The 23,321-nt window shown below is 75.1% G+C and carries 23 protein-coding genes; 15 read left to right on the top strand and 8 right to left on the bottom strand.

Features of this window, described 5'->3' with window-relative positions:
- The first annotated feature begins 142 nt into the window (after positions 1-142).
- The 3 genes from MF672_RS45820 to MF672_RS45810 are packed head-to-tail and all read left to right on the top strand — an operon-like array spanning position 143 to position 3,386.
- Positions 143-1,165, top strand: coding sequence for a methyltransferase (locus MF672_RS45820; RefSeq protein WP_242380788.1), 1,023 nt, complete (start codon positions 143-145; stop codon positions 1,163-1,165).
- Positions 1,166-1,179: 14 nt separating this feature from the next.
- Positions 1,180-2,352: a nucleotide disphospho-sugar-binding domain-containing protein gene (locus MF672_RS45815; protein ID WP_242380787.1), complete on the top strand. Its 1,173-nt coding sequence runs from the start codon at positions 1,180-1,182 to the stop codon at positions 2,350-2,352.
- Positions 2,349-3,386 (top strand): class I SAM-dependent methyltransferase, encoded by a 1,038-nt coding sequence (locus MF672_RS45810; RefSeq protein WP_242380786.1) that lies wholly within the window; start codon positions 2,349-2,351, stop codon positions 3,384-3,386. The genes MF672_RS45815 and MF672_RS45810 overlap by 4 nt, the downstream gene beginning before the upstream one ends.
- Positions 3,387-3,463: 77 nt before the next feature.
- Here the strand turns inward: MF672_RS45810 and MF672_RS45805 are convergent, their stop codons facing one another.
- From MF672_RS45805 to MF672_RS45795, 3 genes are all read right to left on the bottom strand, one after another.
- Positions 3,464-4,636, bottom strand: coding sequence for a serine hydrolase domain-containing protein (locus tag MF672_RS45805; RefSeq protein WP_242380785.1), 1,173 nt, complete (start codon positions 4,634-4,636; stop codon positions 3,464-3,466).
- Positions 4,637-4,693: 57 nt separating this feature from the next.
- Positions 4,694-5,068, bottom strand: coding sequence for a hypothetical protein (locus tag MF672_RS45800; RefSeq protein WP_242380784.1), 375 nt, complete (start codon positions 5,066-5,068; stop codon positions 4,694-4,696).
- A gap of 79 nt (positions 5,069-5,147) precedes the next feature.
- Positions 5,148-5,591 (bottom strand): hypothetical protein, encoded by a 444-nt coding sequence (locus MF672_RS45795; protein ID WP_242380783.1) that lies wholly within the window; start codon positions 5,589-5,591, stop codon positions 5,148-5,150.
- Between the two features lie 84 nt (positions 5,592-5,675).
- Between MF672_RS45795 and MF672_RS45790 the strand changes: the two genes are divergently transcribed.
- Both MF672_RS45790 and MF672_RS45785 read left to right on the top strand, forming a co-directional pair.
- Positions 5,676-5,948 (top strand): hypothetical protein, encoded by a 273-nt coding sequence (locus tag MF672_RS45790; protein ID WP_247815786.1) that lies wholly within the window; start codon positions 5,676-5,678, stop codon positions 5,946-5,948.
- Complete coding sequence (locus MF672_RS45785; RefSeq protein ID WP_247815785.1) at positions 5,915-7,171, top strand: pentapeptide repeat-containing protein; 1,257 nt, start codon at positions 5,915-5,917, stop codon at positions 7,169-7,171. The genes MF672_RS45790 and MF672_RS45785 overlap by 34 nt, the downstream gene beginning before the upstream one ends.
- Before the next feature lie 2 nt (positions 7,172-7,173).
- On the opposite strand, the gene MF672_RS45780 is transcribed toward MF672_RS45785, so the two are convergent.
- Entirely contained in the window at positions 7,174-7,974 is an 801-nt protein-coding gene (locus MF672_RS45780) for a trypsin-like serine protease (RefSeq protein WP_242383951.1), read from the bottom strand.
- Positions 7,975-8,105: 131 nt separating this feature from the next.
- Between MF672_RS45780 and MF672_RS45775 the strand changes: the two genes are divergently transcribed.
- Together MF672_RS45775 and MF672_RS45770 are read left to right on the top strand one after the other, a co-directional pair.
- Positions 8,106-8,984: a hypothetical protein gene (locus tag MF672_RS45775; protein WP_242383950.1), complete on the top strand. Its 879-nt coding sequence runs from the start codon at positions 8,106-8,108 to the stop codon at positions 8,982-8,984.
- Positions 8,981-9,607: a hypothetical protein gene (locus MF672_RS45770; protein ID WP_242383949.1), complete on the top strand. Its 627-nt coding sequence runs from the start codon at positions 8,981-8,983 to the stop codon at positions 9,605-9,607. Before MF672_RS45775 ends, MF672_RS45770 begins: the two co-directional genes overlap by 4 nt.
- On the opposite strand, the gene MF672_RS45765 is transcribed toward MF672_RS45770, so the two are convergent.
- A complete protein-coding gene (locus tag MF672_RS45765; RefSeq protein WP_247815784.1) occupies positions 9,604-10,608 on the bottom strand; it encodes a hypothetical protein in 1,005 nt (334 codons plus the stop codon). The two genes, MF672_RS45770 and MF672_RS45765, sit on opposite strands and share 4 nt — an antisense overlap.
- Positions 10,609-10,618: 10 nt before the next feature.
- On the opposite strand from MF672_RS45765, the gene MF672_RS45760 reads away from it, so the two are divergent.
- Positions 10,619-11,149 carry a hypothetical protein gene (locus tag MF672_RS45760; RefSeq protein ID WP_247815783.1) on the top strand — a complete coding sequence of 177 codons (531 nt, stop codon included), beginning with the start codon at positions 10,619-10,621 and terminating at the stop codon, positions 11,147-11,149.
- Positions 11,146-12,309: an ARPP-2 domain-containing protein gene (locus MF672_RS45755; RefSeq protein ID WP_242383764.1), complete on the top strand. Its 1,164-nt coding sequence runs from the start codon at positions 11,146-11,148 to the stop codon at positions 12,307-12,309. Before MF672_RS45760 ends, MF672_RS45755 begins: the two co-directional genes overlap by 4 nt.
- On the opposite strand, the gene MF672_RS45750 is transcribed toward MF672_RS45755, so the two are convergent.
- On the bottom strand, positions 12,254-12,661 hold the full coding sequence (locus MF672_RS45750; protein ID WP_242383765.1) for a hypothetical protein: 408 nt from the start codon (positions 12,659-12,661) through the stop codon (positions 12,254-12,256). The two genes, MF672_RS45755 and MF672_RS45750, sit on opposite strands and share 56 nt — an antisense overlap.
- A 99-nt stretch (positions 12,662-12,760) precedes the next feature.
- Here MF672_RS45750 and MF672_RS45745 point away from each other — a divergent pair, with 99 nt between their 5' ends.
- From MF672_RS45745 to MF672_RS45720, 5 genes are all read left to right on the top strand, one after another.
- The gene (locus tag MF672_RS45745; RefSeq protein ID WP_242383766.1) at positions 12,761-13,729 is read left to right on the top strand and encodes a GlxA family transcriptional regulator; all 969 of its coding nucleotides are present in this window, start codon (positions 12,761-12,763) and stop codon (positions 13,727-13,729) included.
- A gap of 20 nt (positions 13,730-13,749) precedes the next feature.
- A complete protein-coding gene (locus tag MF672_RS45740) occupies positions 13,750-15,438 on the top strand; it encodes a serine/threonine-protein kinase (RefSeq protein WP_242383767.1) in 1,689 nt (562 codons plus the stop codon).
- Positions 15,435-18,338, top strand: a complete 2,904-nt coding sequence (locus MF672_RS51675; protein ID WP_302893404.1) for an AfsR/SARP family transcriptional regulator — start codon at positions 15,435-15,437, stop codon at positions 18,336-18,338. Before MF672_RS45740 ends, MF672_RS51675 begins: the two co-directional genes overlap by 4 nt.
- A gap of 85 nt (positions 18,339-18,423) precedes the next feature.
- The gene (locus tag MF672_RS45725; RefSeq protein ID WP_242374698.1) at positions 18,424-19,050 is read left to right on the top strand and encodes a hypothetical protein; all 627 of its coding nucleotides are present in this window, start codon (positions 18,424-18,426) and stop codon (positions 19,048-19,050) included.
- On the top strand, positions 19,034-19,582 hold the full coding sequence (locus tag MF672_RS45720) for an OmpA family protein (RefSeq protein ID WP_242374697.1): 549 nt from the start codon (positions 19,034-19,036) through the stop codon (positions 19,580-19,582). The genes MF672_RS45725 and MF672_RS45720 overlap by 17 nt, the downstream gene beginning before the upstream one ends.
- 6 nt (positions 19,583-19,588) lie before the next feature.
- Here MF672_RS45720 and MF672_RS45715 read toward each other — a convergent pair whose 3' ends face one another.
- Together MF672_RS45715 and MF672_RS45710 are read right to left on the bottom strand one after the other, a co-directional pair.
- Complete coding sequence (locus MF672_RS45715; protein ID WP_242374696.1) at positions 19,589-20,686, bottom strand: S1C family serine protease; 1,098 nt, start codon at positions 20,684-20,686, stop codon at positions 19,589-19,591.
- Positions 20,687-20,731: 45 nt separating this feature from the next.
- Positions 20,732-22,162, bottom strand: coding sequence for an AMP-binding protein (locus tag MF672_RS45710; protein WP_242374695.1), 1,431 nt, complete (start codon positions 22,160-22,162; stop codon positions 20,732-20,734).
- A gap of 80 nt (positions 22,163-22,242) precedes the next feature.
- Between MF672_RS45710 and MF672_RS45705 the strand changes: the two genes are divergently transcribed.
- Positions 22,243-23,310 (top strand): hypothetical protein, encoded by a 1,068-nt coding sequence (locus MF672_RS45705; protein ID WP_242374694.1) that lies wholly within the window; start codon positions 22,243-22,245, stop codon positions 23,308-23,310.
- Positions 23,311-23,321 lie beyond the last annotated feature (11 nt).

Here is a 23,321-nt window from a genome sequence, read left to right as displayed (position 1 = left end):
CCGGGGGCCGATTCTGGCGGGCGCGGCCGGAGGGGCGCTTGAAGCACGGCGGAGATCACCGGCGTCCGCCGAGCCTCAAGCGAAGATATAGACGCGGCTGCGAGCGTCGGCGCGACGACGTAACGCCACGAGGTGGGATGCGATGACCACGAATCTAGCGGCCGCCAGGATGATCGCCAGGCTGAACACGGCCTACGCCGGCGCCAGGATCCTGCACACCGCGGTCGAGCTGGACCTGTTCTCCCCTCTTGAGCACGCGCCCGCCACGCTGGAGCAGATCTGTGAGATGCACGGACTGCACCCGCGCCTGGCCGCCGACTTCCTGGGCGCGCTGACCGGCCTGGGCCTGCTCGTCCGCGAGGGTGACGGCTACCGCTGCGCCGAGGGCGCGCGCCGCTACCTCATCTGCGGCCGCCCCGGCTACCTCGGCGGCAGCGTGCTCCAGCACGGCAGGGTCCACTACCGGCTGTGGGAGGACCTGACCCGGGCGCTGCGTGACGGCCGCGCCGCCTCCGGCCCGGACACCCCGGCCGGGGCGGCGGCCGGGCAGCGGCCCGATCTCGACCGGGCCCGCAGATTCCTGGCGCACATGGACGCGCTCAACGCCTTCGTGGCCCCCCACCTGGCCCGCGTCCTGGACTGGAGCCGCCACACCGGCTTCCTGGACGTCGGCGGCGCCCGCGGCAACGTCGCCGCCGAGCTCGTCCGGGCCCATCCGCACCTACGCGGCGCCGTCTTCGACGTGCCCGGCGTCGAGCCGCTGTTCGACGAGCACATGGAGGCGCTGGGCACGACCGGCCGGGTGACCTTCCACGGCGGCGACTTCCACACCGACGACCTGCCGCCGGCGGACGTGCTCATCCTCGGCCACGTCCTGCACGACTGGCCGCCCGAGACCCGGCAGGCGCTCATCGAGCGCGCCTACCCCGCGGTCAGCCCGGGCGGCGCCCTGCTCATCTACGACGCCATGATCGACGACGCCGCCCACGAGGCGGACGCCCACATCCGGAGCCTGATCTGCGCCATGATCCGGGACGGCGGCTCCGAGTACACGGTCGCCGACTGCCGGTCCTGGGTGGAGAAGGCGGGCTTCCGCTTCGACCGGGTGGTCCCCATCGACACCGTCGCGTCCGACCGCGTGCTCGTCGCGGTGAAGAACGGCTGAGCGGGGGAACGAGCGTGCGCATCCTGTTCGTGACGGCCGCCCTCCCCTCGCACTACCTGGGCATGGTGCCGCTCGCCTGGGCCTGCCACGCGGCCGGCCACGAGGTGCGGGTGTGCGCCCAGCCGGCGGTCGCGCCGGTCGTCCTGGCCTCGGGCCTGCCCGCGGTCACCGCCGGGGACGACCTCGACTTCGTGTCGATGCACCAGGGGAAGGTCGCCGGCCGCCCGGACCCCGGCCGCCAGTACCGGGCCAGGACGGCCGTCATCGACATGTTCCACGACGTCGCCGAGCTCATGGTGGACGACGTCGTGGCCTTCGCGCGGGCCTGGCGGCCGCACCTGGTCGTCCGCGACCAGGTCGCGTTCGCCGCCTCGGTGGCGGCCCAGGCCGTCGGCGCGCCGCTGGTGCGGCACACCTGGGGGCCCGACGTGTACGGCACCGACAAGGGCGTCTGGCTGGCCCACGAGATGCTGGGCCGGCTCGAACCGGTGTACCGCCGCCACGGCGCGCCCGTCCCCGACCGGTTCGAGTCGGTGGTCGTCGACCTCTCGCCGCCGAGCCTGCGCCTGCCCTCGCGGGAACGCACGATCCCCGTCCGCTACGTGCCGTACAACGGGCCCGGCGCGGTGCCCTCCTGGGCGCTGACGCCGGGGGAGCGGCCCAGGGTGTGCGTGACCTGGGGCACGTGGACGTCGGACGCGACCGACGACGACAGCATGGCGCACCTGCCCGCCGTCGTCGGGTCGCTGTGTGACCAGGGCATGGAGGTGGTCGCCGTGGTGACCGCCGCGGACCGGGCGCGGCTGGCCGGCAGCGGGCCCGGGGTGCGGGTGGCCGAGTCGCTGCCGCTGCACGCGGTGCTGCCCGGCTGTGCCGCCGTCGTCCACCACGGCGGCGCGGGCACCATGCTCACGGCCCTGTGCCACGGCGTCCCCCAGGTCGTGCTGCCACAGATGTTCGACCAGCAGCTCAACGCCCGGCTGCTGGCCGGGGCGGGAGCCGCCCACACGCTCGCCAACGACGCGGCGCACCGTGCCGGTGAGGCCGTGGCCGGGCTGCTGGCCGACGCCTCCTGCCTGGCCAGGACCGAGCAGATCCGCCGCGAGATCGCCGAGCAGCCCGCCCCGGCCCAGATCGTGACCGCCTTGACCGGCCTCGCCGCCGCCACCTCCAGGGAGAGCACATGAGCAGGGAGCCCGTGACCCGCCAGCGACTGCTGGACATGATGGTGACCGTACGCAAGACCTTCATCCTGAAGGCCGCGGTGGAGCTGGGCGTCTTCGACGCGCTCACGCCGGGGCCGGCGGGCGCGGCGGCCGTCGCCGGGCGGATCGGCGCGGACCCGCGCGCCACCAGGATCCTGCTGAACGGGCTGGCCGCCACGGGCCTGGTGGACGTGGGCGAGGACGGCCGGTACGCCCCCGCCGAGGGCGCCGACCGGCTCCTGGTCACCACCAGCCCCGACTACTACGGCGACGCCCTGCGCCTGGCCGCCAGCGACTACGAGTGGGACGCCCTGCGCCGCCTGGCCGACGCCGTCCGCAAGGGCGGCACCGTCATGGAGGAGAACGCCGAGAGCCCCGACTTCGCGTTCTGGCTGGACTTCGCCGAGCTGAGCACCCGCAACACCCAGCCCATCGCCGACGCCATCGCCGAGCGCACCGTGGCCTGGGCCGGCTCCCGTGACTCGCTGCGGGTCCTCGACGTGGCCTGCGGCCACGGCATGTACGGCTTCACCATCGCCCGCCACGACCCCCGCGCGCACGTCTCGTGCCTGGACTGGCCGCACGTCCTGCCCGTGACGTTGCGCAACGCCGAGCGGCTGGGCGTGGCCGGCCGGGTCGCGCGCATCCCCGGCGACATGTTCGAGGCCCCGCTGGACGGGCCCTACGACCTGATCATGGTCAACAACGTCCTGCACCACCTGTCCCACGAGCGCACCGTCGAACTGCTGCGCCGCATGGCCGGCGCGCTCGCCCCGGACGGCCGCCTGGTGACGGTGGCCATCACCTGCGGGGACAAGCCGCCCGCCGACGACCCCAACCCCCACCTGTTCTCGGTCCTGATGCTGGCCTGGACGCACGGGGGCGAGGTGCCGGACGCCGCCGCCATGTCCGCGGCCATCGGCGAGGCGGGCTTCGCCGTCGCCGAGGAGTTCCAGCTCCCGCACAACCCGCTGCGGGTCTTCATCGCCGGGCGGGCGCCCGCCACGGGCGGCTGACGCCGTCCCGGCCGCCCGGCTGCCGAGCGGGTTCGTGGAGGCGTTCATGGAGGTCACCGCGCACCGAGCGCGGGGTCTCAGGAGAGCGCGGCGCGGACGGCGGCCACCAGGGACGCGGCCCGGCGGTCCTGGGGGCCGTCCTCCAGGCGGTTCGGTACGTAGCCGAACGCGAGGCCGCTCGCCGGGTCGGCGAAGCCGATCGAGCCGCCGTGGCCGGGGAAGCCGAAGGCCGTCGGGGAGTACCAGAAGGCGTCCGGCGTGGGCAGGCCGAAGCCGGTGCCGAGACGTACCGGCACCCGCAGCACCAGGTCGGGCCCGCTCGCCTGCTCCTCGGTGGCGGCGGCCAGGGTGGCCGGGCTGAGCAGGCGGCGGCCGTCCACCTCGCCGATGAGGGCGGCGTAGAAGCGGGCCAGGGCGCGGGCGGTGCAGACGCCGTTCGTGGCGGGCATCTCGGCGCGCTGCTCGGCCGGGTCGTCGTGGTTCAGCGGGGGGTCGACGAGCATCATCGCGCGCCTGGTCAGCGAGGTGGGGTCGGCGTAGGCGGCCATGACGTCGCGCATCGGCTCGGGGAGGGCGGCCAGGTCGAGGGCGGCCAGGGCGGCGAAGTCGATCGGCGTCGTGACCAGCCGGCTCACCCGGTGCGACTCCGCCTCGGGCAGCCCGATCCACAGGTCCAGGCCGAGCGGCCCGGCGATCTCCTCCGCCAGGTACGTGCCGAGGCTCCGGCCGCTCACCCGGCGCACCACCTCGCCGACGAGCCAGCCGTAGGTGTGCGCGTGGTAGCCGTGGGCCGTCCCCGGCTCCCAGAACGGGCGCTGCGCGGCCAGCGCGCGCACCACGGGCGCGCCGGCGATCGCCTCGGCCTTGGTGACGGGGTGGTCGAGGGCGGGCAGCCCGGCCTGGTGGGTGAGCAGCCAGCGCACCGGCAGGCGGTCCTTGCCGTGCGCCCCGAACTCCGGCCAGTAGCGGGCCACGGGCGCGTCGAGGTCCAGCTCGCCCCGCTGGGCCAGCAGGTGGGCGCAGGCGGCCGTCACCGCCTTGGTGGTGGAGAAGATCACGGCGAGGCTGTCGCGCTCCCAGGGCCGGCCGGTCGCGGGGTCGGCGACGCCGCCCCACAGGTCCACCACCTGGCGGCCGTGCACGTACACGCTGACCGCCGCCCCCACCTCCAGCCCGGCGGCCAGGCCGGCCTCGAACGCCTCGCGTACCGCTTCGAATCCCGGCGCGGTCATCCCGCTGATTCCGGACATGCGTCATCGCCTTCCGTGACGTCGTTCATGGGAACGGAGCTCATGGGAGCGGAGGGGTCAGCGCCACTTCCCGACGATCCAGGCGCACAGCTCCTGCTCCGTCATCTCGGGAAACTCCGCGGCGAACGTAGCGAGCGCGCGCAGCGCCTCGTCGCGGTCGAAGCCGCGGGCCGCCGCCTCCTTGAGGTACTCCTGGAGCGCCAGCGTCGGCCGGCCGCCGCCCGCGCCCCGGCCCGGCAGCCCGTCGCGCCAGCGCACGACGTCGGCCACCCGGCCGGGGAGCCAGCCCGGCGCGCCGTCGACCTCCACGTCCGGCTCGGGGAAGGGGTGGTCGGAGCCGGACGGGTGGCGAGTGCGCCATTTGTGCACCGCGTGCCTGCTCACTCCCAGGGCCTCGGCCAGGCCGACGACGCCGAGGTAGTGCTCGGGCATGGGGGCACCTGCTTGTCGATAGAGATCTCCGGCAACCGTCCGCCAACATCGTCTCGTATGGAGACGAGGTTTTCAAGGCTCAGGGGAAGGGGTCGTCGAGGATGACGACCTCGCCCTCCTGCCTGACATGGTCGGCGAAGGCGAACTCGCTCATCCGGGCGCGGACCCGGCCGCCCGCCGCGTAGCACAGGCTGTCGTGCCGGTTGAAGGTCCAGACCGTGCACCACACCCGGGCCCCGGCGCTGAGCTTGGCCAGGAGCTCGTCGGGGACGGTGCTGCCGGTGAAGTCGAGGAACCCCCAGGCGCCGTCGCCCTCGACGACGAAGACGAGGGCGCCGTCCTCGTTCGCGCTCGCCTCGACCGGGTGCGGCACGACGCGCCGCTCGGGGTCGCGGCCGCCGTTGAGGCGCCACAGGAGGTCGTCGCGGGTCAGCTCCTCGTCGAGAGGCTGGACGACGATCCAGCGCAGGCCGTGCTCCAGCCAGCCGTAGCGCCGCATCAGGTCGCGGTAGTAGTCGATCATGAGGTCATCCTGCACCGGTCGGGGCGTGCCGTCATCGGCCTGGGATTTCACCCGTCTGCAAGGACATGGGGGCTCAATGGCCGCATGAGAGGCGGACGGGGCGGGCTGCGGCGGGCGGCGCTGGTGACGGCGGCGCTCGCCGCGGCCGCGGCCGGAGGGGCGGCGCTGTCCGCCGGGGCCGTCGCGGCCAGGCGGGAGGGCGTGGCGCCGTCCGCCGGGGCCGTCGCCGCCGGGCGGGAGGGGGCGGCGCCGTCCTCAGGACGGCCGGGCCCGCCGGAGGCCCGGCGCGAGCGGGGCGGCGGTGGTGGATGCGGGGGCGGTGGGTGCGGGGGCGGTGGGTGCGGGGGCTCGGGCTGATGGCGGCGCTCGGGGTCGTCGCCGCCGCCGCGCGGGCCGCGGCCGTCCCGGGACCGCCGGTCTGGACGCGCTGGGCCCTCGGCGGCCTGGCGCTGGCCGTCACCGCGTCCCTGCTGGTCGCGCTGCTGATCGGCCCGCTCGCGCGGCGGCTGTCCGGCGAGCGCCGCCCGCTCACCGCCGCCGAACGCGGCCAGATGACGGCCACCGAGCGCATGGACGCGCTGAACTCGGCCCGCCACACCCTGATCCAGGCCGCCACCGGCCTCGTCGTCATCGGCGGCGCCGTCTTCACCGCGCTCGGCCTCTGGTACACCGCCCGCACCCTCGACTACACCGCCCAGACCGTGCGGACCGCCCAGGAAGGGCAGGTCACCGAGCGGTACACGCAGGCGATCGAGGAGCTGGGCTCGGCCCAGCAGGACGTGCGGCTGGGCGGCATCTTCGCCCTTCAGCGCGTGGCGAAGGACTCTCCGCGCGACCGGGCGACGGTGCGGGACGTGCTGGCCGCCTACGTCCGCGGCCACGACTTCTGCATGCCGGGCCGGGCGGCCCTGACGAAGGCGTGCCGGGTCACGAAGTCGGGCGAGCTGTTGTTCGTGCCGTTCGCGCGCCCGCCGGCGGACGTGCGGGCGGCTCTCGCCGTGGCCGTGGCGCTGTCCGGCGACGGGCTGCCCCCCGCCGACCTCGTGCAGGTGCGCCTGCCCCGGGCGGACCTGCGGGACGCGGCCCTGAAGGGCGTCGACCTGGAGGACGCGGACCTCCACGGCGCGTACCTGTACCGCGCCGACCTGCGGGGAGCGCGCCTGTTCGACGCGAACCTGAAGGACGCCCAGCTGCTCAAGGCGGATCTTCGCGGCGCGGAGCTGGGCGTCGCCGACCTGCGGGCCTCAGGGCTGAGCGAGGCGCGCCTGGACGGCGCCAAGCTGTACAGCTCGCTGCTGCGCCACGCGACGCTGAACTGGGCGCACCTGAGCCTGGCCGACCTGACCTCGGCCGATCTGGGCAGGGCCCAGCTGTGCTTCGCCGACCTCCGCAGCGCGCGGCTGACCGGCGCGAGGCTCGTCCACGCGGATCTGTGCAACGCGGACCTGCGCGGCGCGGACCTGGCGGGCGCGGAGCTGGCGGGCGCGGATCTCACGGGTGCCGACCTGCGGAACGTCACCGGTCTCAGCGAGCGGCGGATCCGGGCGGTGGCGAAGGTGGACGCCGCCACCAGGTTCTGAGGTCAGGCCCGGTCGTCGGTGGTGGCCTTGACGCTGGGCAGGGTCACGTACCGGCCGAGGAACTTGCGGGCCGACGGGCTGTCGAGGCGGTAGTCGTAGTTGGTGCCCTTGCAGGCGTCGTCGGCTCCGCTGATGGACGTGGCGACCAGCAGGTGCGAGTCCGGGCCGCCGAGGAAGTTGGGGCCGCCGGAGTCGCCGAAGCAGGTGCTGCCGTCGCTCTTCGAGGCCAGGGAGAGGTCCAGCCAGCGCGGGGACATGCCCTTGTAGGAGATCGTCGCCTGCCGCCGGGTGTCGGTGTACTCGTAGACCTCCTCGTGCGCCTTCTTGCGGGGCGCGAGGGAGCCGTAGCCGACCGGGGTGAAGCGGGCCAGCTCGCCCTCGGCCTTGAGGCGGTCGAGCAGGCCGGGCGCCGGGAGCTGGGCCGGGCGGATGCCGGTGACGGGCTTGTCGAAGACCACGACGGCCATGTCGTGCAGGTCCGACTCGTCCTTGAAGCGCGGGTCGGGGATGTAGCGGCCGTCGTGCAGGACGCCGCCCGGCCGGTACTGGGAGTCGAAGGTGACCCGGGCGGTCTTCTGGCCCTTCTCGCCGCAGTGGGCGGCGGTGAGGAAGACCGTCGGGGAGACGAGGGTGCCGGTGCAGTACGTCCAGGTGCCGTCGGAGTGCGGCCGGTCGGCGACGAGGGCGCCCACTTCGGGGTGCGCGTTACCGTCAGCCGAGCCGTTCGTGATGGCGGCCGCGGGCAGGGCAGGGGCGCCCGCCAGCAAACCGGCAGCAACCAGGACAAAAGGGACATAACGCATCCACAAAGGGTAGCCGGTGTTGGGCTCAAAGTGGTAACGAGACGAAATGGCCACGCAAATCACACCGCTGATTGCGCTACGTGTGCTTAGGTGTTCCTTTGACAACTCATGTGGCTAGATGGGGTTAAAGGGTGTCAAGGTACGACTGGCGGCACTCGGCGGTGGCGCCCGTGGCCGGGATCGTGGTCTCCGGGGCGCTGCTCGCGTCCGGGGCGGTGGCGGCGCTGCTGAAGTCCGTGGGGGCCACCACGGCGCCCGCGGGCGCGGAGCTGGTGGTCACGCTGATCTTCGCGGTGTTCCTGACCGCGGTGCTCAGGATCGTCCGGGCCGTTCCCGGCCTGCGGCGCGAGACGGCGGCCACCGCCCGCGCCCGCATCGGCCTGCACACCGTGGACCCGGGCGGGGACACGCTGGTCGCGCGCCGGCTCCGGCTGTTCAGGGACGCGGCCGAGGCGGGCGCCGACGGCGAGGCCGTGCTGAGCGCCCGCTCCGCCCTCGACGACGGCGAGATGGCCAACAAGCACCACCTCGACCACGCGCTCATCTGGGCGCTGCCGGTCTTCGGGTTCATCGGCACCGCGCTCACCATGGCCGGGATGGTCACCTCCTTCTCCGCCGCGCTCGACCGCCAGGGCGACCCCGGCGTGCTGATCAGCGCGCTCAAGCAGCACGTGCTGCCCGAGCTGGCCTCCGCGTTCGGCGTCACGCTCATCGCGTTGTTCCTGAGCGTGCTCGCCTTCGGCACGATGGCCGCCGTCGAGCGGGCCGAGCGGGAGGCGGTGGCGGCGGCCGACGAGGTGTTCCTCGCCCGCCTCGCCCGCCTGCCGGGCGGCAAGGACGCGCCCGCGGTCAACGCCTCCGCCGTGAGCGGGCTGGCCCACGAGCTGGCGATGTCCAGGGGGCGGACGGAGGAGCTGGTCAAGGGCCTCGACGCGCTCCGCACCGCGGTCGAGCGGCTGGCCGCCGCCGAGAGCGCGCCCCAGCGGTACACGCTGGTGAGGGAGCCGTGAGGAGACGGGCCGCCAGGCCGTTCGCGCCGCCGCTCGACCTGCGCTTCATCGACCTGTTCATGGCCATCGTGCTGGCGCTGTCGTTCGTGGCCATCATGCTGACCGTGGTCGCGCGGATGTTGCCGGCCGAGCCCGCGGCCCCGCCGCCCACCCGGCAGCAGAAGACCGTGGCGCAGCTCCAGCGCCAGCTCGACGCCGCCGTGCAGGCCAGGCGGCAGGCCGAGACCGAGCTGCGCGTCCTGCGGACGAGCGTCGCCGACCGGGCGGCGTTCGCGCTGCCGTGGTGGCTGATCGGGTTCTGCGCGCTGCTGGGGGTGCTGGCGGTGTTCGTGAACTGGCGGATCCGGCTGTGGCGGGAGGGGACGCTGCCGCGGCTGCGGAGCTGGCTGCTGGTGACGGCGGTCGTGGCGGCGGTGACGATGGTGATCCGGTCGCTCAGCGACGGGGACGGCGACCTGCTGCTCGCCGAGATCCCCTGGTGGGCGGCCGACGCCCTGTGCCTGGGGCTGCTGGTGGTGGCGTACGCGCTGGTCGCCGACCTGCGGAGGGGCCGGGCCCGGCTGGCGGAGATCAGGGCGCGGGGCGTCCCCGGGCATCAGGACGAACGGCGCGTGCCCGCCTAAATCCGGTGCGACGCCCGGACCGCCCCGGGTAAGGTGCGGAAACAGACCGGCCGCGGGACTCCGGTGCGACTTCCGGAACCCGCCTGTAAAGCGTTGCTTCGCAGCTCGCGCCCCCATTCCCCGGCCGGTCCCCGGACATCGCGGGAGCGCCCATGGAGACCTACGCCGACCTCATCGGCTGCGAGGACCTGCTGCTGTTCGCCAACGCGGCGATCACCGCCACCGGGCAGCGCGAGTTCCACAGCGCGGCCGGCGAGCAGCGGCTCTCCCTCGGCTTCCTGCACCGCTACATCCACGGCAACTACCCCGACCTGTACGCGGCGGCGCTCGCGCTCGACGTCAACGACCACAACGCCGCCGAGATCATCGCCACCCTGCTGGCCACGGGCGGCGGCGACGGGCGGCTGATCGCGGCCCGGCTGGCGCGCATGAGCCCGCCCCGCGCCTACCGCCTGTTCGGCCGGCTGCGCCGCGACGGCGTCAACAACCGGCGCACCAGGGCGGTCGTCCGCGACTGGCTGGCCGCCCGTCCCGACCTGGCCTTCGACGCGGTCAAGTACCGGGCGGCGGTCAAGTCGGCGGTGCGGCACGCCCACCTGCGGCCGCCCGGCGAGCTGGCCGGCTTCCTGTTCGCGCCGTTCGGCCGGGCCCGGTACGAGACGCCGCTGCTGGAGGCGTGGCGGCGCGCCCACTACGACAAGGGCGCGCTGTACGAGCTGCCGTACACGGTCGCCGAGGGCTTCGCCGCCCGGCACGGCATCGCGCGCAAGGCGTTCCTGGAGCGCATCGCGCCCCGGCTCACCCGGCTCGAACGGCTGCGCCTGGCCGGGGCCGCCGGGCAGGACGGCCTCGACACCGGGGCGGACCTGGCCGCGATGCCGCTGGTCCGGCTGGCGTCGTACGTGCTGGCGCTGCCCGCCGAGGCCCGCGAGCGGCGCCGCGCCGAGCTGGCCGGCGCTGCGCTCGGCCGCCGCCCGCGCGGCGGGGCCGCGGGCCGGCACGTGGGGCGACGTGGCCGCCGTGCTGGACGACAGCTTCTCCTCCTTCGGCTCGCCGGTGAAGCGCCGCCGCCCGCTGGCGGTCGCGCTGGCCTGCCACTACCTGCTGGAGGCGCTGGCCGGGCGGTACCGGCCGCTGTGGCTGTCCGGGCTCGCCGACCCGCTGCGGGCGCGGCCGTCCGGGCCCACGCCGCTGGGCCGCCGCGTCCTGGACGCGCTGGAGCACCGGCCCGGCCTGCTCGTCATCGTCTCCGACGGCTGGGACAACGCCCCTCCCGGGCTGGCGGGCGAGGTGCTGCGGGTCTGGCGGCGCAAGCTGGACCCGGCCGGCGAGGTCGGCATCGTACACGTCAACCCGGTGTACGACGCGGGGCGCTTCGACGTGCGGCGGCTGTCGCCCATGGTGCCGACCGCCGGCGTGCGCGACGCCGAGGACCTGCCCGCGCTGGTCGAGCTGGCCCGGTTCGCGGAGGGGCGGACGGGGCTCGCCGAGCTGCGGGCGTACCTGGAGGAGCGGGCGGAGCGGCTGGTGGCGGCCTCATGATCGATTTCACCGGGCTCGCCGCCCGGCCCGCGCAGACGTGGGGCGCGCTGCGGCTGGTGCCGCTGGTGCGCCACGAGCCGATCGAGGACCTGCGGCTGCACGCCAAGGTGTACGGCGACGAGCCCAACGTGGTGCTCCTGCCGGACAGGACGGTCTACACCGCGTACGTGCCGCACGCGTTCGTCGCGACCTGGAGCGCGGACGGCGGCCCGGCGGCGGCGTACGGCACCCAGCTCGGGCAGCCGCTGCGGCACATGCCCGTCCGGGTCCGCCGCCGCCTGGCCCGGCGCGCGGACCGCGACCGGCTGCGCTTCCTGCCGCTGCACCTCGCCCTGGAGGGCTACCTCGCGCTGCACTTCGGCGGCCCGGTGATCGCGTGGGAGGAGTGGTCGCGCCGGGCGGTCGCGCATGGCCTGTCGCCGCGCGCCGAGGACGCCTGGACCGGCGCCGAGGTGCGCGGGCTCGACGACGCGCTCAAGGTCTTCGAGATCCACCCGGGGCAGTGCGGGCTGCTGCTGTACGCCGCCGACGCCCTGGCCGCCGCGTTCGTCGTGCCGCACCCCGAGGACTACCGGGCGCTGCACCCCACGCTCATCAGGGACCTGTACGGCGAGCTCGTGCACGACTACGCCCTCTTCCACCCGGCACGGGACTTTCCCGCCGTCATCGACGACGCGGCCGTCACCTCCTTCGCCGGCCTGCGGGCCGAGGCGGCGCGGCACGAGCGCGCGTGGGCGGCCTTCCACGACGAGGTCATGGCGGCCGGCCTCCGCCGCGCGCCCGCCGGCACGGAGACCGTCTACCGGATGGGCCGGTTCACGCTGAGCCGGTTCCTGCCCGCGTTCGAGCGCAAGGGCGAGAACCACATCGGCGAGACGATCACCGGCGACGACGGGCGGCTGGCGTACCTGAAGACGTTCCGGCTGTCGGAGGCGCAGAGCCGACGCGGCCACCTGCTGAGCACGCTCGCCGCGCACGACTGGAGCCTGCCCGCCGCCGCCGCGGCCCTGGGCTGCGACGTGCCCGCCCTCGGCATGCGGCTGGAGCGGGCCGGGTTCGGTCACCTGCTGCGGCAGGACGTCCTGGACGGCTACCGCAGAGCGGTCAGTGGGCGCAGCCCGCGTACTCGTCGAGGCGGCGCAGCATCGCCGCCAGCATGAGCGGGAACATGGCCACGTGCGCCAGCATCATCATCGTGCCCGCGTCGATCCAGCCCAGCCACATCGCCGGGAACAGCGGCACGACCGGCACGAACATCGCCGCGCACATCTCCAGCGTGGAGGCCCAGCCGTGGCCCCTGACCCGCATCCAGGCCGCCATGCCGATCGACATGTTCACGGCCATCACCAGGTAGCCCAGCTCGGGCTGCCGCGTGTGTGAGACGCCGAGGCCGAGCACGTCGAGCAGCGCGCCGAGGGCGAACATGCCGGCGAACATCGCGATGATCATCTCGACGTAGTGGAGGGCGAACCTGCCCCAGCGGCGGCCGGTTCTCATCGTGGTTGTCGTCATGTCCACGACTGTCCAGGGACGGGCGGGGCGGGCCAAGGCAGGCCGCCGGACAAGTCCGGAAACTTGGGTTCTTGGTCCTTCGGTCCTACAGTCGGGGACATGGAGGCCCGGCGGATCATCGTGGTGGCGTACGAGGCGGCCTCGCTGCTCGACCTCGCCTGCGTCACCTCCACCCTGGAGGAGGCCAACTGGCACGGCGCAGCGCCCTGCTACGAGGTGCGCGTCGCCACCCCCGGCGGACGCCCGATCACCTGCGGCACCGGGCTCACCGTCCAGGCGCAGCTCGCGCTGGAGCGCGTCACCGGGCCGCTCGACACGCTCGTCGTCTCCGGCGGCGTCGGCCACGACGACGCGGCGGCCAGCCCGTTCATCGTGGCCCACGTGCGGCGGCTGGCCCGCGAGAGCCGGCGCGTCGCCTCCGTCTGCACGGGAGCGTTCGTGCTGGCCGCCGCCGGGCTGCTGGACGGGCGGCGCGCCACCACCCACTGGCAGCTCGCCCGCGAGCTGGCCCACCGCCACCCCGAGGTGGCCGTCGACCCCGACCCCATCTTCCTGCGGGACGGCCCCGTCGCCACCTCGGCGGGCGTCACCGCCGCCCTCGACCTCACGCTCGCCTTCGTCGAGGAGGACCACGGCCCCGAACTGGCCCGCACCGTGGCTCGCAACCTCGTCACCTACCTTCAGCGGCCCGGCAACCAGGCGCAGATGAGCATGTTCGTCGCCCCGCCCTCGCCCGCGAACTCCCTGGTCAAACGGACCGTCGACCACATCGGCGGGCACCTCGCCGACGACCTGTCCGCCGCCGCGCTCGCCGCCCGGGCCGGGGTCAGCGAGCGGCACCTCACCCGGCTCTTCCTGCGCCACCTGGGGCAGACGCCCGGCCGGTACGTCCGCCAGGCCCGCGTCGAGGCCGCCGCCCACCTGCTGGCCTCGACGTCCCTGCCGATGGCCGCGATCGCCACGCGCTGCGGGTTCGGCACGGCCGAGACGCTGCGGCAGGCGTTCCTCGACCGGTACGGGGTCTCGCCGTCCCGCTACCGCCTGACGCAGAGCTCGGCCCTCGGCTGAGCCTGGCTACCCTGGGGCCGATGAACGGTGATCGGGTCATAGGCGGGTACGCGCTGCGGCGCCTGCTCGGCCGGGGCGGCATGGGCGAGGTGCACCTCGCGGTCACGCCCACCGGCGGCCTGGCCGCCGTCAAGCTCATCGCGCCCGCGCTGGCCCGCGACCCCGCCTTCCGGCGGCGCTTCGAGCGGGAGGTGGCGGCGGCGCGGCGGGTCGCCCGCTTCTGCACGGCGGCCGTGCTCGACGCCGGGATCGACGGGGACGTCGCCTACCTGGTCACCGAGTACGTGAAAGGCCCGGACCTGGCGCAGGCCGTACGCGACCAGGGGCCCTTCTCCGGCGGGAACCTGGAGGCGCTGGCGGTCGGGATCGCCACCGCGCTCAGCGCCATCCACGGGGCGGGGGTCGTGCACCGCGACCTCAAGCCGTCCAACGTGCTGCTGTCGCCCCTCGGGCCCCGGGTCATCGACTTCGGGATCGCGCAGCTCGTGGACCAGCAGAGCCTGGTCAGCCAGGGCGTGCTCGGGACGCCCGCGTACATGGCGCCCGAGCAGGTGCGCGGCGAGGTGGTCACGGGCGCGGCGGACGTGTTCGCGTGGGGCGGGGTGATCGCCTTCGCGGGGACGGGGCGGGCGCCGTTCGGCGGCGGGGCGCCGGGGGAGGTGCTGTACCGGATCACGATGGAGGAGCCGCGGCTGGACGGGCTGGACGACGGGATCCGCGGGATCGTCGCCCGCGCCCTCGCCAAGGACGCCCGGCTGCGGCCGAGCGCGCAGGAGCTGCTGGGGGAGCTGGTCGGCGGCACCCGGCTGGCGGCGGCCACGGAGGTGGTCGAACGCACCTGGACCGGCGCCACCCCACCGGCTCCCCTCCCGACCCCGCCCCCGGCGGGCCACCCGGCCACGGGACCGGGCCGTGGTGACGCGCCCGTGACCTCGGGGGCCGCCCGAGGCGACGCGCTGGGGGCTTCGGAGGTCTCGCGTGGCGGCGGGCACGTGCCTTCAGGAGCAGGTCGTGGCGACGGGCCGCCGGGCGCCGGGGCGGCCGGGGGCAGGCGGCGGCGGTGGCCGTGGACGGCGGGGGCCGTCGCGGCGGCGGCCATGGCCACGGCCGTGGCCCTGGTCGTCGTGCCCGGGCTCACCGCGCCCGCCTGGCCGTACGAGGCGGGCTTCGGCGACGGCTGGGCCACCGGCACGTCGGCGGGCGGCACCGCGCGCCCGTCCGGCGCCGGCTACGAGCTGACCGTCAACCCCGGCTGGCGCCTGTGGAAGACGGCCCCCCGCCGCGAGCCGGACGACGCCGCGACCGTCATCACCGCGACCGCCGCCCTGATCGAGGGCTCCGGCGCGTACGGCGTCTGGTGCCACGGCTCCTCGTCCTCAGGCGACCGCTACGACCTGGTGGTGGACGGCTCGGGCGCGGCCTCGATCGTCAAGCGCCGCGCGGGCACGGACGGCACCACCCTGTACGGCCCCAGGAAGACCGCCGCCCCGGCCGCCGGCGCGAACCGGCTCGTGGCCGAGTGCGCGGGAGGCGGCGGCGGGACCGCGAAGGTGACGTTACGCCTGTGGTTCAACGACCGCCTGGTCGCCGAGGCGTCCGACGCCGACGCCCCGTACGGTCCCGCCGAGGCGGGCACGGTCGCCGCCGCGGACGCCGGCGCCCGGAGCCGCGTCCGGTTCGACACCTTCGTCCTGCGGCCGAAGACGTGACCCGCTTCGGACTGCTGGGCCCGCTGCGCGTCGAGGGCGGCCGCCCGCCGGGACCGGCCAAGCACCGCGCGCTGCTGGCCGCCCTCCTGCTGAACGCCCCCGAACCCGCCACCGCCGACCGGCTCATGTCCGCCGTCTGGGACGAGCGGCCCCCGGCCTCGGCGGAGTCCGTCCTCCGGGTGTACGTGAGCGCGCTGCGCAAGCTGGTGGACGGCATCCGTACCGTGCCGGGCGGCGGCTACCTCATCGAGGCCGGGCCGGACGACGTGGACTGCCACCGCTTCGAACGCCTGGTCGCCGCGGCGCGGCGGGAGCGGGCGGCGGGCCGGGACGCGGCGGCGGCCGACGGGTTCCGGGCGGCGCTGGGGTTGTGGCGGGGGCAGGCGCTGGACGGCGTCGAGTCCTCCGTGCTGCGCCGCGCGTACGGGGTGCCGCTGGAGGAGCTGCGGCTCACGGCGCTGGAGGAACGCGTCGAGCTGGACCTGCGCCTCGGCCGGGGCGCTGAGGTGATCGGCGAGCTGCGCGCCCTGGTCACCGCGCACCCGCTGCGCGAGCGCGCCTGGGTGCGTCTCATCGACGCCCTCCACCAGGCCGGACGCCGGTCCGAGGCGCTGGGGGCCTACCAGGACGCGCGCCGGACGCTGGTGGAGGAGCTGGGCCTGGAGCCGGGCGCCGACCTGAAGGCGGCCCAGCGCCGCGTCCTGTCCACACCCACAGCCCCGGCCTCGGCCCTCGCCCCCGCCCAGGCCCCCGCCTCCGTCCTCGCCAGGGCTGCCGTTCCGCTGGACGAGCTGCCGCCGGACATCTCCGACTTCTGCGGACGCCGCGACGTCCTCGACTGGATCCGGCGCTCGGTGCGCGAGGGCGGCGGGCCGGCGCCGGTGCACCTGGTCCTGCACGGCCCGCCCGGCTGCGGAAAGTCGGCCGTGGCCGTGCACGCCGCCACCGGGATCGCCCTCCCCGACGGCCGGCTGCACGCCTCGCTCGGCGCCCGCCCGCCCGGCGCCGTCCTGGAGGACCTGCTGCGCTCCCTGGGCTGCCCCGACGGCGCGGTCCCGCCCGCCCTGGACGACCGGGTCCGGCTCTACCGCAGCCTGACCGCCCGCCGCCGGCTCCTCGTGGTGCTGGACGACGCCGCCGGCGAGGCCCAGGTCCGTCCGCTGCTGCCGACCGGGGCGGGGAGCGTCACGCTGGTCACCAGCCGATCGTCGCTGCCGGGGCTGGAGGCGGCGCGGGCGTACGAGCTGGGGCTGCTGTCCGAGGACGAGGCCATGGCGCTGCTCGGCGGCGTCGCCGGGCACGACCGGGTGCGGGCCGAGCCGGCGGCCGCCCGCCGCATCGTCCGGCTCTGCGGCCACCTGCCGCTGGCCCTGCGCATCGCCGGGTCGCGCCTGGCGAGAAGGCCGGGCTGGACCCTCGACCACCTGGCGGGCCGGCTGGGCGACGAGCGGCGCAGGCTCGACGAGCTGAGCGCGGGCGACCTGGCCGTCCGGGGCAGCCTGGCGCTCGGCTACCGCGGCCTGCCCGACCACGAACGGCGCCTCCTTCGCGAGCTGGGCGCCTTCTCCGCGCCCGACTTCGCCCCGTGGGCGCTGGACGCGGACCTGGAGCCGCTGGTCGAGGCCGGGCTGCTGCAGTCGCGCGGGCTGGACGAGGCCGGCCAGGAGCGGTACGGGTGGCACGACCTCACCCGCCTCTACGCCGCCGAACGCCTCGCCGAGGAGGACGGCGGCCCGGCGGGCGTGCCGGCGGTCCGGGCGGAGGCGATCCTGGAACGGGTGCGCCGGGCCCGATCGGCCCTCCTGCCCGCCGAGCCCGGCACCGGCCGCACCCGCATCCACCCGCCCGCCCCGGAGCCGGCGGCCGGGGATCCGGCGTTGGAGACCGGGTGGTTGCGGGGGGAGGCCCGGTGGCTGGCGGCCGAGCGGCGCTTCCTGGTGGCGGCGGTCGGCGACTTCCACCGCGCCGGCCTGTACGAGGCCGCCTGGCGGCTGGCGTTCTACCTGACGCCGCTGTTCGAGCTGAACGGCCACCACGACGACTGGCACGCCACCACCGCCACCGGCCTGGACGCGGCCCGCGCCGCCCGTCACCCGCGCGGCGAGGCGCTGCTGCTGCGCGGCCTGGCCGACCTGCACCGCGCGGAGGGCCGCCTGGCGGCCGCCGAAGCGGCGGTGCGCGCGGCCCTGCCCCTGGCCGAGGGGCTGGAGCTGGCCCGGGTCACGCTCCGCCTCGGCCTGGTCCAGGCCCGGCGGGCGGAGACCCGGCCGGCCCTCCGGCAGCAGGCCGAGCAGGCGCTCGCCCGGGCGCTGCGGGCGTTCGAGGAGGCGGGGGACCGGCGCGGGCGGGCCGAGGCGCTGCGCGGGCTCGGCGTGGCGCGCGCGGACGTGCGGCCGCTGGAGCAGAGCCTGGCCGCCTACCGGGAGCTGGGGGACCGGCGAGGGGCGGCCGAGGCCGCGCTCGACCTGGCCCGCCTGCACCTGGCCGCCGGGCGGCACGCCGAGGCCGGCCGGTGCCTGGAACGGCGGCTGGAGATCAACCGGCGGCTCGGCGACCGGCTGCCCGAGGCCGCCGCGCTGCTCGTCCAGGCGGAGCTGGAGAGCGCGCTCGGCCGCCACGAGGCCGCGGCGGCGGCCGCGCGCGCCGCCCGCGAGACCTTCGTTCGCTACGGCGACCGCGGGAACGCCGCGCGGGCCCTGCTGGCGCTCGGCCGGGCGGAGCTGGGGAGCGGTGAGGCCGCTGAGGCGGTTGATGTGCTTGTGCGTGCTCTGGAAGAGTTTGACGGTCTCGCCGGGCGGGAGCCGGAAGGCGAGGGCCAGGGCGACCGGGCGAGCCGGGCCGAGGCCGCGCGGCTCGCGCAGGAGGCCCGGCGACGGCACGGCCGGCCCGCGAGCGCGTAGCCCGCACAGCACGCTGTGCGGATGCTGAACACCGCCTCCCTAAGGTGAGGGCCACATCCCCGGAACGACGAAGGTGATCACGACGATGCGAAAGACGATCGCGCTGGCCGCCGCCGCAGCCGCGCTCGCCGGCTGCGGCATGATGCCCGGCGCCCCGCAGAGCGGCGGCGGCGAGGAGCGGCAGTCGCAGCCGGTCCCGGCGAGCACGACGGCCGCCGCCCCCACCCAGAAGGCCAGCGAGCAGCCCAGCCAGCAGCCCGCCGAGCAGCCCGCCCAGCAGTCGGCCCCTCCGCAGCAGGGCGGGGTGATCGCGACCCGCGAGGCCAAGGTCGGCGGCGGCGACGTCTACGGCGAGGCTCGGGTGGACGTCACCGGCCTGAAGCGGCAGGGCAGGACCGCCACCCTGACCTGGACGATCACCGCCCTCGACGGCCGGGTCAACGTGCACAACGGCTTCGGCTCGGGGCCGCTGGACTTCACGGTCTCGGCCGTCGCGCTGATCGACCCGGTCAACGCCAAGCGCTACCGCGTCGCCCGCAACGGCACCGAGCAGGGCGCCGCGTGCGTCTGCTCCGGCACGCAGGGCCAGTTCCTGGAGAAGGGCGAGGCGTCCTCGTTGTACGCGGTCTTCGCCGCCCCGCCGGCCGACGTCACGAAGATCAACGTCGAGATGCCGATGATCGGCGTGCTCACCGATGTTCCGATCTCTTAGCGCGGCGCTGCTGATCGCGCTGTCCCCGGCCCCCACCCCGGTCCCGCCCGTGCCGTCCGGCGCGACCGGCGCGGTGCAGGACCTGGTCCTGCCGGTCGAGGACATCGTCGGCGCGGTCGAGTCCCTGGACGGCACCGAGAGCGAGACCAAGCAGGGCCGCCAGGTCACCGTCGCGTTGACCAGCGACGTGCTGTTCGCCCTGGACAAGTGGCAGCTCACGGCGGCGGCCAGGCGGCGGCTGGCGCAGGTGGCGGAGAAGGTCGACGCGGAGAGCGCGGGCGGCGTCATCAAGATCGAGGGCCACACCGACGACCAGGGCGGCGACGCCTACAACCGCACGCTCTCGCGGCGCCGCGCGCAGGCCGTGGAGCAGGCCGTGCGCGGTCTCGTCACCGTCGCCGGCGTCACCTTCCAGGCCACCGGCCACGGCGAGAGCCGCCCCCGGGTGCCGAACGTGGTGGCGGGCAAGCCGGTGGAGAAGAACCGGGCGAGGAACCGCCGGGTCGAGATCGTCTTCACGGCCAAGCAGTGAGGCCGCTCACTCGCCGGGGAGCTGGCCGAGCGTCACCTCGACGGTCGCGTCGGACCCGTCGGCGCGGAGCAGCCCCACCTTGACCTTGGCGCCCGGTCGCAGCGCGGCGATCGTCTCGGTGAGGGTGGCGATGGTGGGCGTCTGCTTGCCGTTGACGGAGACGATGACGTCGCCGCTCCTGATGCCGGCCTTGGCCGCGCCGCCGCCCGGCTCCACCCTGGCGACCCCGACGCCGCTGGGCTCGCCGTCGTTGCCGACGACCGTGCTGCCCCGGATGCCGAGCGCGGCCCGGTGGCTGTTGGTGACCTTGCCGTCCTTGATGATCTGGTTGGCGATGTCCACGGCGGTGTTGCTGGGGATGGCGAAGCCGATGCCGGGGGCCGCGCCGCCGCCGAGGTCGGGGTTGGTGGCCGCGAGCGTCGGGATGCCGATCACCTCGTTGGACAGGTTCACCAGCGCGCCGCCGCTGTTGCCGGGGTTGATCGCGGCCGAGGTCTGGATGGCGTTGGCGATGGTGGCGCCGGGGGAGCCGGACTCCTGGGGCTCGCTGACCGTCCGCCCGACCGCCGAGACGATGCCCTCGGTGACGCTGCCCGACAGGCCGAGCGGGTTGCCCATGGCCAGCACCATCTGCCCGACCCGCACCTTGGACGAGTCGCCGAACCTGGCGGGCTGCAGCCCCTTGGGGTCGTCCACCTTGATCACGGCCAGGTCGCCGGCGGGGAAGGCGCTCACCAGCCGCGCGGAGCGCTCCGCGCCGCCGGTGGCGATCGCGACGGTCATCTGGGTGGCCTCGCCGACCACGTGCGCGTTGGTGACGATGTGCCCGGCGTCGTCGATGACGACGCCGGAGCCGAGGCCCACCTTCGTGGTGATCTGCACGATGGACGGCAGCACGGTCGTGATGACCTGCTCGTAGGCGGACTCCAGGCCGGTCGCGGACCCGCCGCCGGGCGCCGCCGAGCCGCCGGGCGGCGTCGAGGCGGCCGGCGGCGCCGGCGTCCCGGCCGGCGCGGCGGTCGGGGACTGCGCGCCCACGGAGGAGAAGGGGCCGCAGCCGGTCAGCAGCACGGCGGCCGCGAGCCCCGCGACGATCTTCCTCATGGGCGTCTCCCTCATGGGCTGCCTCATGGCAGTTGCATGCCCGCCTCAAGGCGAAAGATACGCCTCCCGGACATTTCGTCTGCTGAGCTTGCCGGTGGGCGTGCGGGGCAACGACTCCCGGTACTCGATGACGCGGGGGTGCTTCATCCGGGCCAGCCGGGGCGCGCAGTGCCGCAGCAGCTCGGCGGTCAGCTCCTCGCCGCCCGTCACCCCGGGCGCGGGCTGGACGAGCGCCACCACCTTGTGCCCCCACTCCGGGTCGGGAACGCCGATCACGGCCACGTCCGCGACCGCCGGGTGCTCCAGCAGCGCCGCCTCGACCTCGGCCGGGTAGATGTTGACGCCGCCCGAGATGATGAGGTCGGTGCGGCGGTCGAGCAGGAACAGGTAGCCGTCCTCGTCGAGGTAGCCGATGTCGCCGGGCGTGTAGTCGCGCCCGCGCATGGCGGCGGCCGTCTTGTCCGGGTCGCCGTGGTACTCGAAGCGGTTGATGCCGCCGATGTAGACCAGGCCGGGCTCGCCGGGCGGCAGCTCCTCGCCGTGCTCGCCGACGATGGTGAACGTCATGCCGTCCAGCGCCCGGCCGACCGTCCCCGGCCGCTCCAGCCACTCCTGGGACGACACCATGGTCGCCACCGCCGCCTCGGTGGAGCCGTAGTACTCCCACAACACCGGGCCGAGCCAGTCGATCATGGCCTGCTTGGTGGCGGGCGGGCAGAAGGCGGCCCCGTGGTAGAGGTGGGTGAGGGACGACAGGTCGTAGGACTCCCGGTCCGGCACCGCGAGCAGCCGGTGGAACATCGTGGGCACCATGAACGCGTTCGTCACCCGGTGCCGCTCGACGAGCCGCAGCGTCTCGGCCGCGTCGAACCGCTCGGGGGCCACGATCGCGTGCCCGAACTGCAGCGCCATCATCGCCTGCCCGTACGGGGCGGAGTGGTAGAGCTGCGAGCACACCAGGTGCACCCCGCCCATTGGCAGCCCGAAGTGCCGCCAGCTCTTGCGCATGAGGATCGGGTACAGCTCCTCGGGCGTCAGCTCCAGCAGCCGCCGTCGCACGCCCTTCGGCCGGCCGGTGGTGCCGGAGGTGTAGAGCATCATCGAGCCGGCCCAGCGCTCGGCGGGCGCGGTGTCCGGCTGCCCGGCGGCGAGCTCGGCGACCGTGAGGGCGTCAGGCGAGATCACGACCTTGGCCCCGCAGTCGGCGATGATGTAGTCGATCTCCTCGGTGGTGAAGTGCCAGTTGACGGGGACCAGGTAGGCGCCGATCTGGTAGGTGGCCAGCATCATGGTGAGCGCGTCCGGGCCGTTCTTCAGCACGGTCACCACGCAGTCGCCCCGGCGTACTCCGCGCGAGGTCAGGCCGTTGGACGCCCGGTTCACCCGGGACAGCAGCGCGCCGTAGGTGACGCCCTCCTCGCCGAGGAGGGCGGGGCGTTCCGGGTCGTCAGCGGCGATCTCGTAGAAACCCCTCATGTCGCCAGACCTTACAGAATTAGATTCTGCTGGGGCTATAGCGGAAATAACCCGCTCTGTCGTGACGTAACCTCAAGGCCATGGCGGACGTCGGCGACCAGAGACCTACCACGGATTCACCCACCACTCCGTTCCGCAAGATCGTGCTGCCGCCGCCGGCCGAGGAGACCGCCCAGATCCAGCGTCCTCCGGCGCCCGGCCGCCCGGCCCCGCAGGCGCCCCCGCAACGCCCCCGGCCCCAGCCCCCGTCGGGCCCGCAGCCCCCGCAGCAGGAGCGCAAGCGCCCGCCCGTGACCCCGCACCCGGCCCCCGGCCCGGTGCCGCCGGAGCAGGGCGCGGTGCCCACGTCGTTGCCGCCGCTGCCGCCCACGCCGCCGCGCCGCGGCCTCGGCGACATCCCCATCAAGGTCGTCTACCTGGCCGGCGCGATCATCGCCACGGTGGCGGCCGTCCTGCTGGTGTTCCTGCTGTTCTCCGGCGACGTCCCCGAGAACAGGCCGCAGCGCGACGGCGAGGACGTGGCCGGCGTCGAGCCCGCCCCGACCGGCACGGCCGCGCCGGGCGCGGGGGCCTCCGCCTCGGCCGGCCCGTCGGCGAGCCCGGTCGCGCTGCCGCCGGTGCCGGCGAGCAAGGCGTTCAGGACGTTGTCCGGCACGGCCTCGGCGGTCGTCGGCACCATCACCGACAAGGCCACCGGCATCAGCTACCCGCGCCTGGCCGCGCCATGGAAGGCCAGGTCGTACCCGCCGTACACGGTCGCCCAGCGCATCGGCAAGGTCGAGATGCCGTACACGCTGATCGCGTCGGCGATGTACCCGGGCGAGTCCCCGTCGAAGAAGCCCTCGTCGAGCGCCGACTACCGGGCGCTGGCCGCCGAGGCGGTGCGCTGGACGATCCGCACCCAGTACCCCGAGGGCGCCACGGTCGAGTGGACCGCGTCGCAGAAGCTCGCGGCCGGCAAGGGCTGGACGCTCGGCTACAAGGTGACCTACACCCGGGGCGGCGCGCGGGAGGTTGCGCAGGCGCTGGTGGCGCTGGTGGAGGTCGGCAAGGCCAAGCCCGGCATGCTCATGGCCTCGATCCCCGAGCCGGACAAGGCGCGCTGGCGGGATCTGAACACCCTCGCCCAGCAGGTTCGTCCGTTGTAAGGCGTTGGCCA

It is taken from the genome of Actinomadura luzonensis (genome assembly GCF_022664455.2).
GTDB lineage: Bacteria > Actinomycetota > Actinomycetes > Streptosporangiales > Streptosporangiaceae > Nonomuraea > Nonomuraea luzonensis.
Note: the sequence above shows the minus strand (reverse complement) of the source record. Positions and strands in the feature narration are given on the sequence as shown.

What these genes read in the sequence shown, in the direction of transcription:
- MF672_RS45800 (WP_242380784.1), bottom strand. Translation starts at nt 5,068, where the DNA reads ATGCCCGAGCACTACCTCGGCGTCGTCGGCCTGGCCGAGGCCCTGGGA.
- MF672_RS45755 (WP_242383764.1), top strand. Translation starts at nt 11,146, where the DNA reads ATGATCGATTTCACCGGGCTCGCCGCCCGGCCCGCGCAGACGTGGGGC.
- MF672_RS45810 (WP_242380786.1), top strand. Translation starts at nt 2,349, where the DNA reads ATGAGCAGGGAGCCCGTGACCCGCCAGCGACTGCTGGACATGATGGTG.
- MF672_RS45805 (WP_242380785.1), bottom strand. Translation starts at nt 4,636, where the DNA reads ATGTCCGGAATCAGCGGGATGACCGCGCCGGGATTCGAAGCGGTACGC.
- MF672_RS45705 (WP_242374694.1), top strand. Translation starts at nt 22,243, where the DNA reads ATGGCGGACGTCGGCGACCAGAGACCTACCACGGATTCACCCACCACT.
- MF672_RS45740 (WP_242383767.1), top strand. Translation starts at nt 13,750, where the DNA reads ATGAACGGTGATCGGGTCATAGGCGGGTACGCGCTGCGGCGCCTGCTC.
- MF672_RS45750 (WP_242383765.1), bottom strand. Translation starts at nt 12,661, where the DNA reads ATGACGACAACCACGATGAGAACCGGCCGCCGCTGGGGCAGGTTCGCC.
- MF672_RS45795 (WP_242380783.1), bottom strand. Translation starts at nt 5,591, where the DNA reads ATGATCGACTACTACCGCGACCTGATGCGGCGCTACGGCTGGCTGGAG.
- MF672_RS45780 (WP_242383951.1), bottom strand. Translation starts at nt 7,974, where the DNA reads ATGCGTTATGTCCCTTTTGTCCTGGTTGCTGCCGGTTTGCTGGCGGGC.
- MF672_RS45715 (WP_242374696.1), bottom strand. Translation starts at nt 20,686, where the DNA reads ATGAGGAAGATCGTCGCGGGGCTCGCGGCCGCCGTGCTGCTGACCGGC.
- MF672_RS45745 (WP_242383766.1), top strand. Translation starts at nt 12,761, where the DNA reads ATGGAGGCCCGGCGGATCATCGTGGTGGCGTACGAGGCGGCCTCGCTG.
- MF672_RS45725 (WP_242374698.1), top strand. Translation starts at nt 18,424, where the DNA reads ATGCGAAAGACGATCGCGCTGGCCGCCGCCGCAGCCGCGCTCGCCGGC.
- MF672_RS45790 (WP_247815786.1), top strand. Translation starts at nt 5,676, where the DNA reads ATGAGAGGCGGACGGGGCGGGCTGCGGCGGGCGGCGCTGGTGACGGCG.
- MF672_RS45710 (WP_242374695.1), bottom strand. Translation starts at nt 22,162, where the DNA reads ATGAGGGGTTTCTACGAGATCGCCGCTGACGACCCGGAACGCCCCGCC.
- MF672_RS45820 (WP_242380788.1), top strand. Translation starts at nt 143, where the DNA reads ATGACCACGAATCTAGCGGCCGCCAGGATGATCGCCAGGCTGAACACG.
- MF672_RS45720 (WP_242374697.1), top strand. Translation starts at nt 19,034, where the DNA reads ATGTTCCGATCTCTTAGCGCGGCGCTGCTGATCGCGCTGTCCCCGGCC.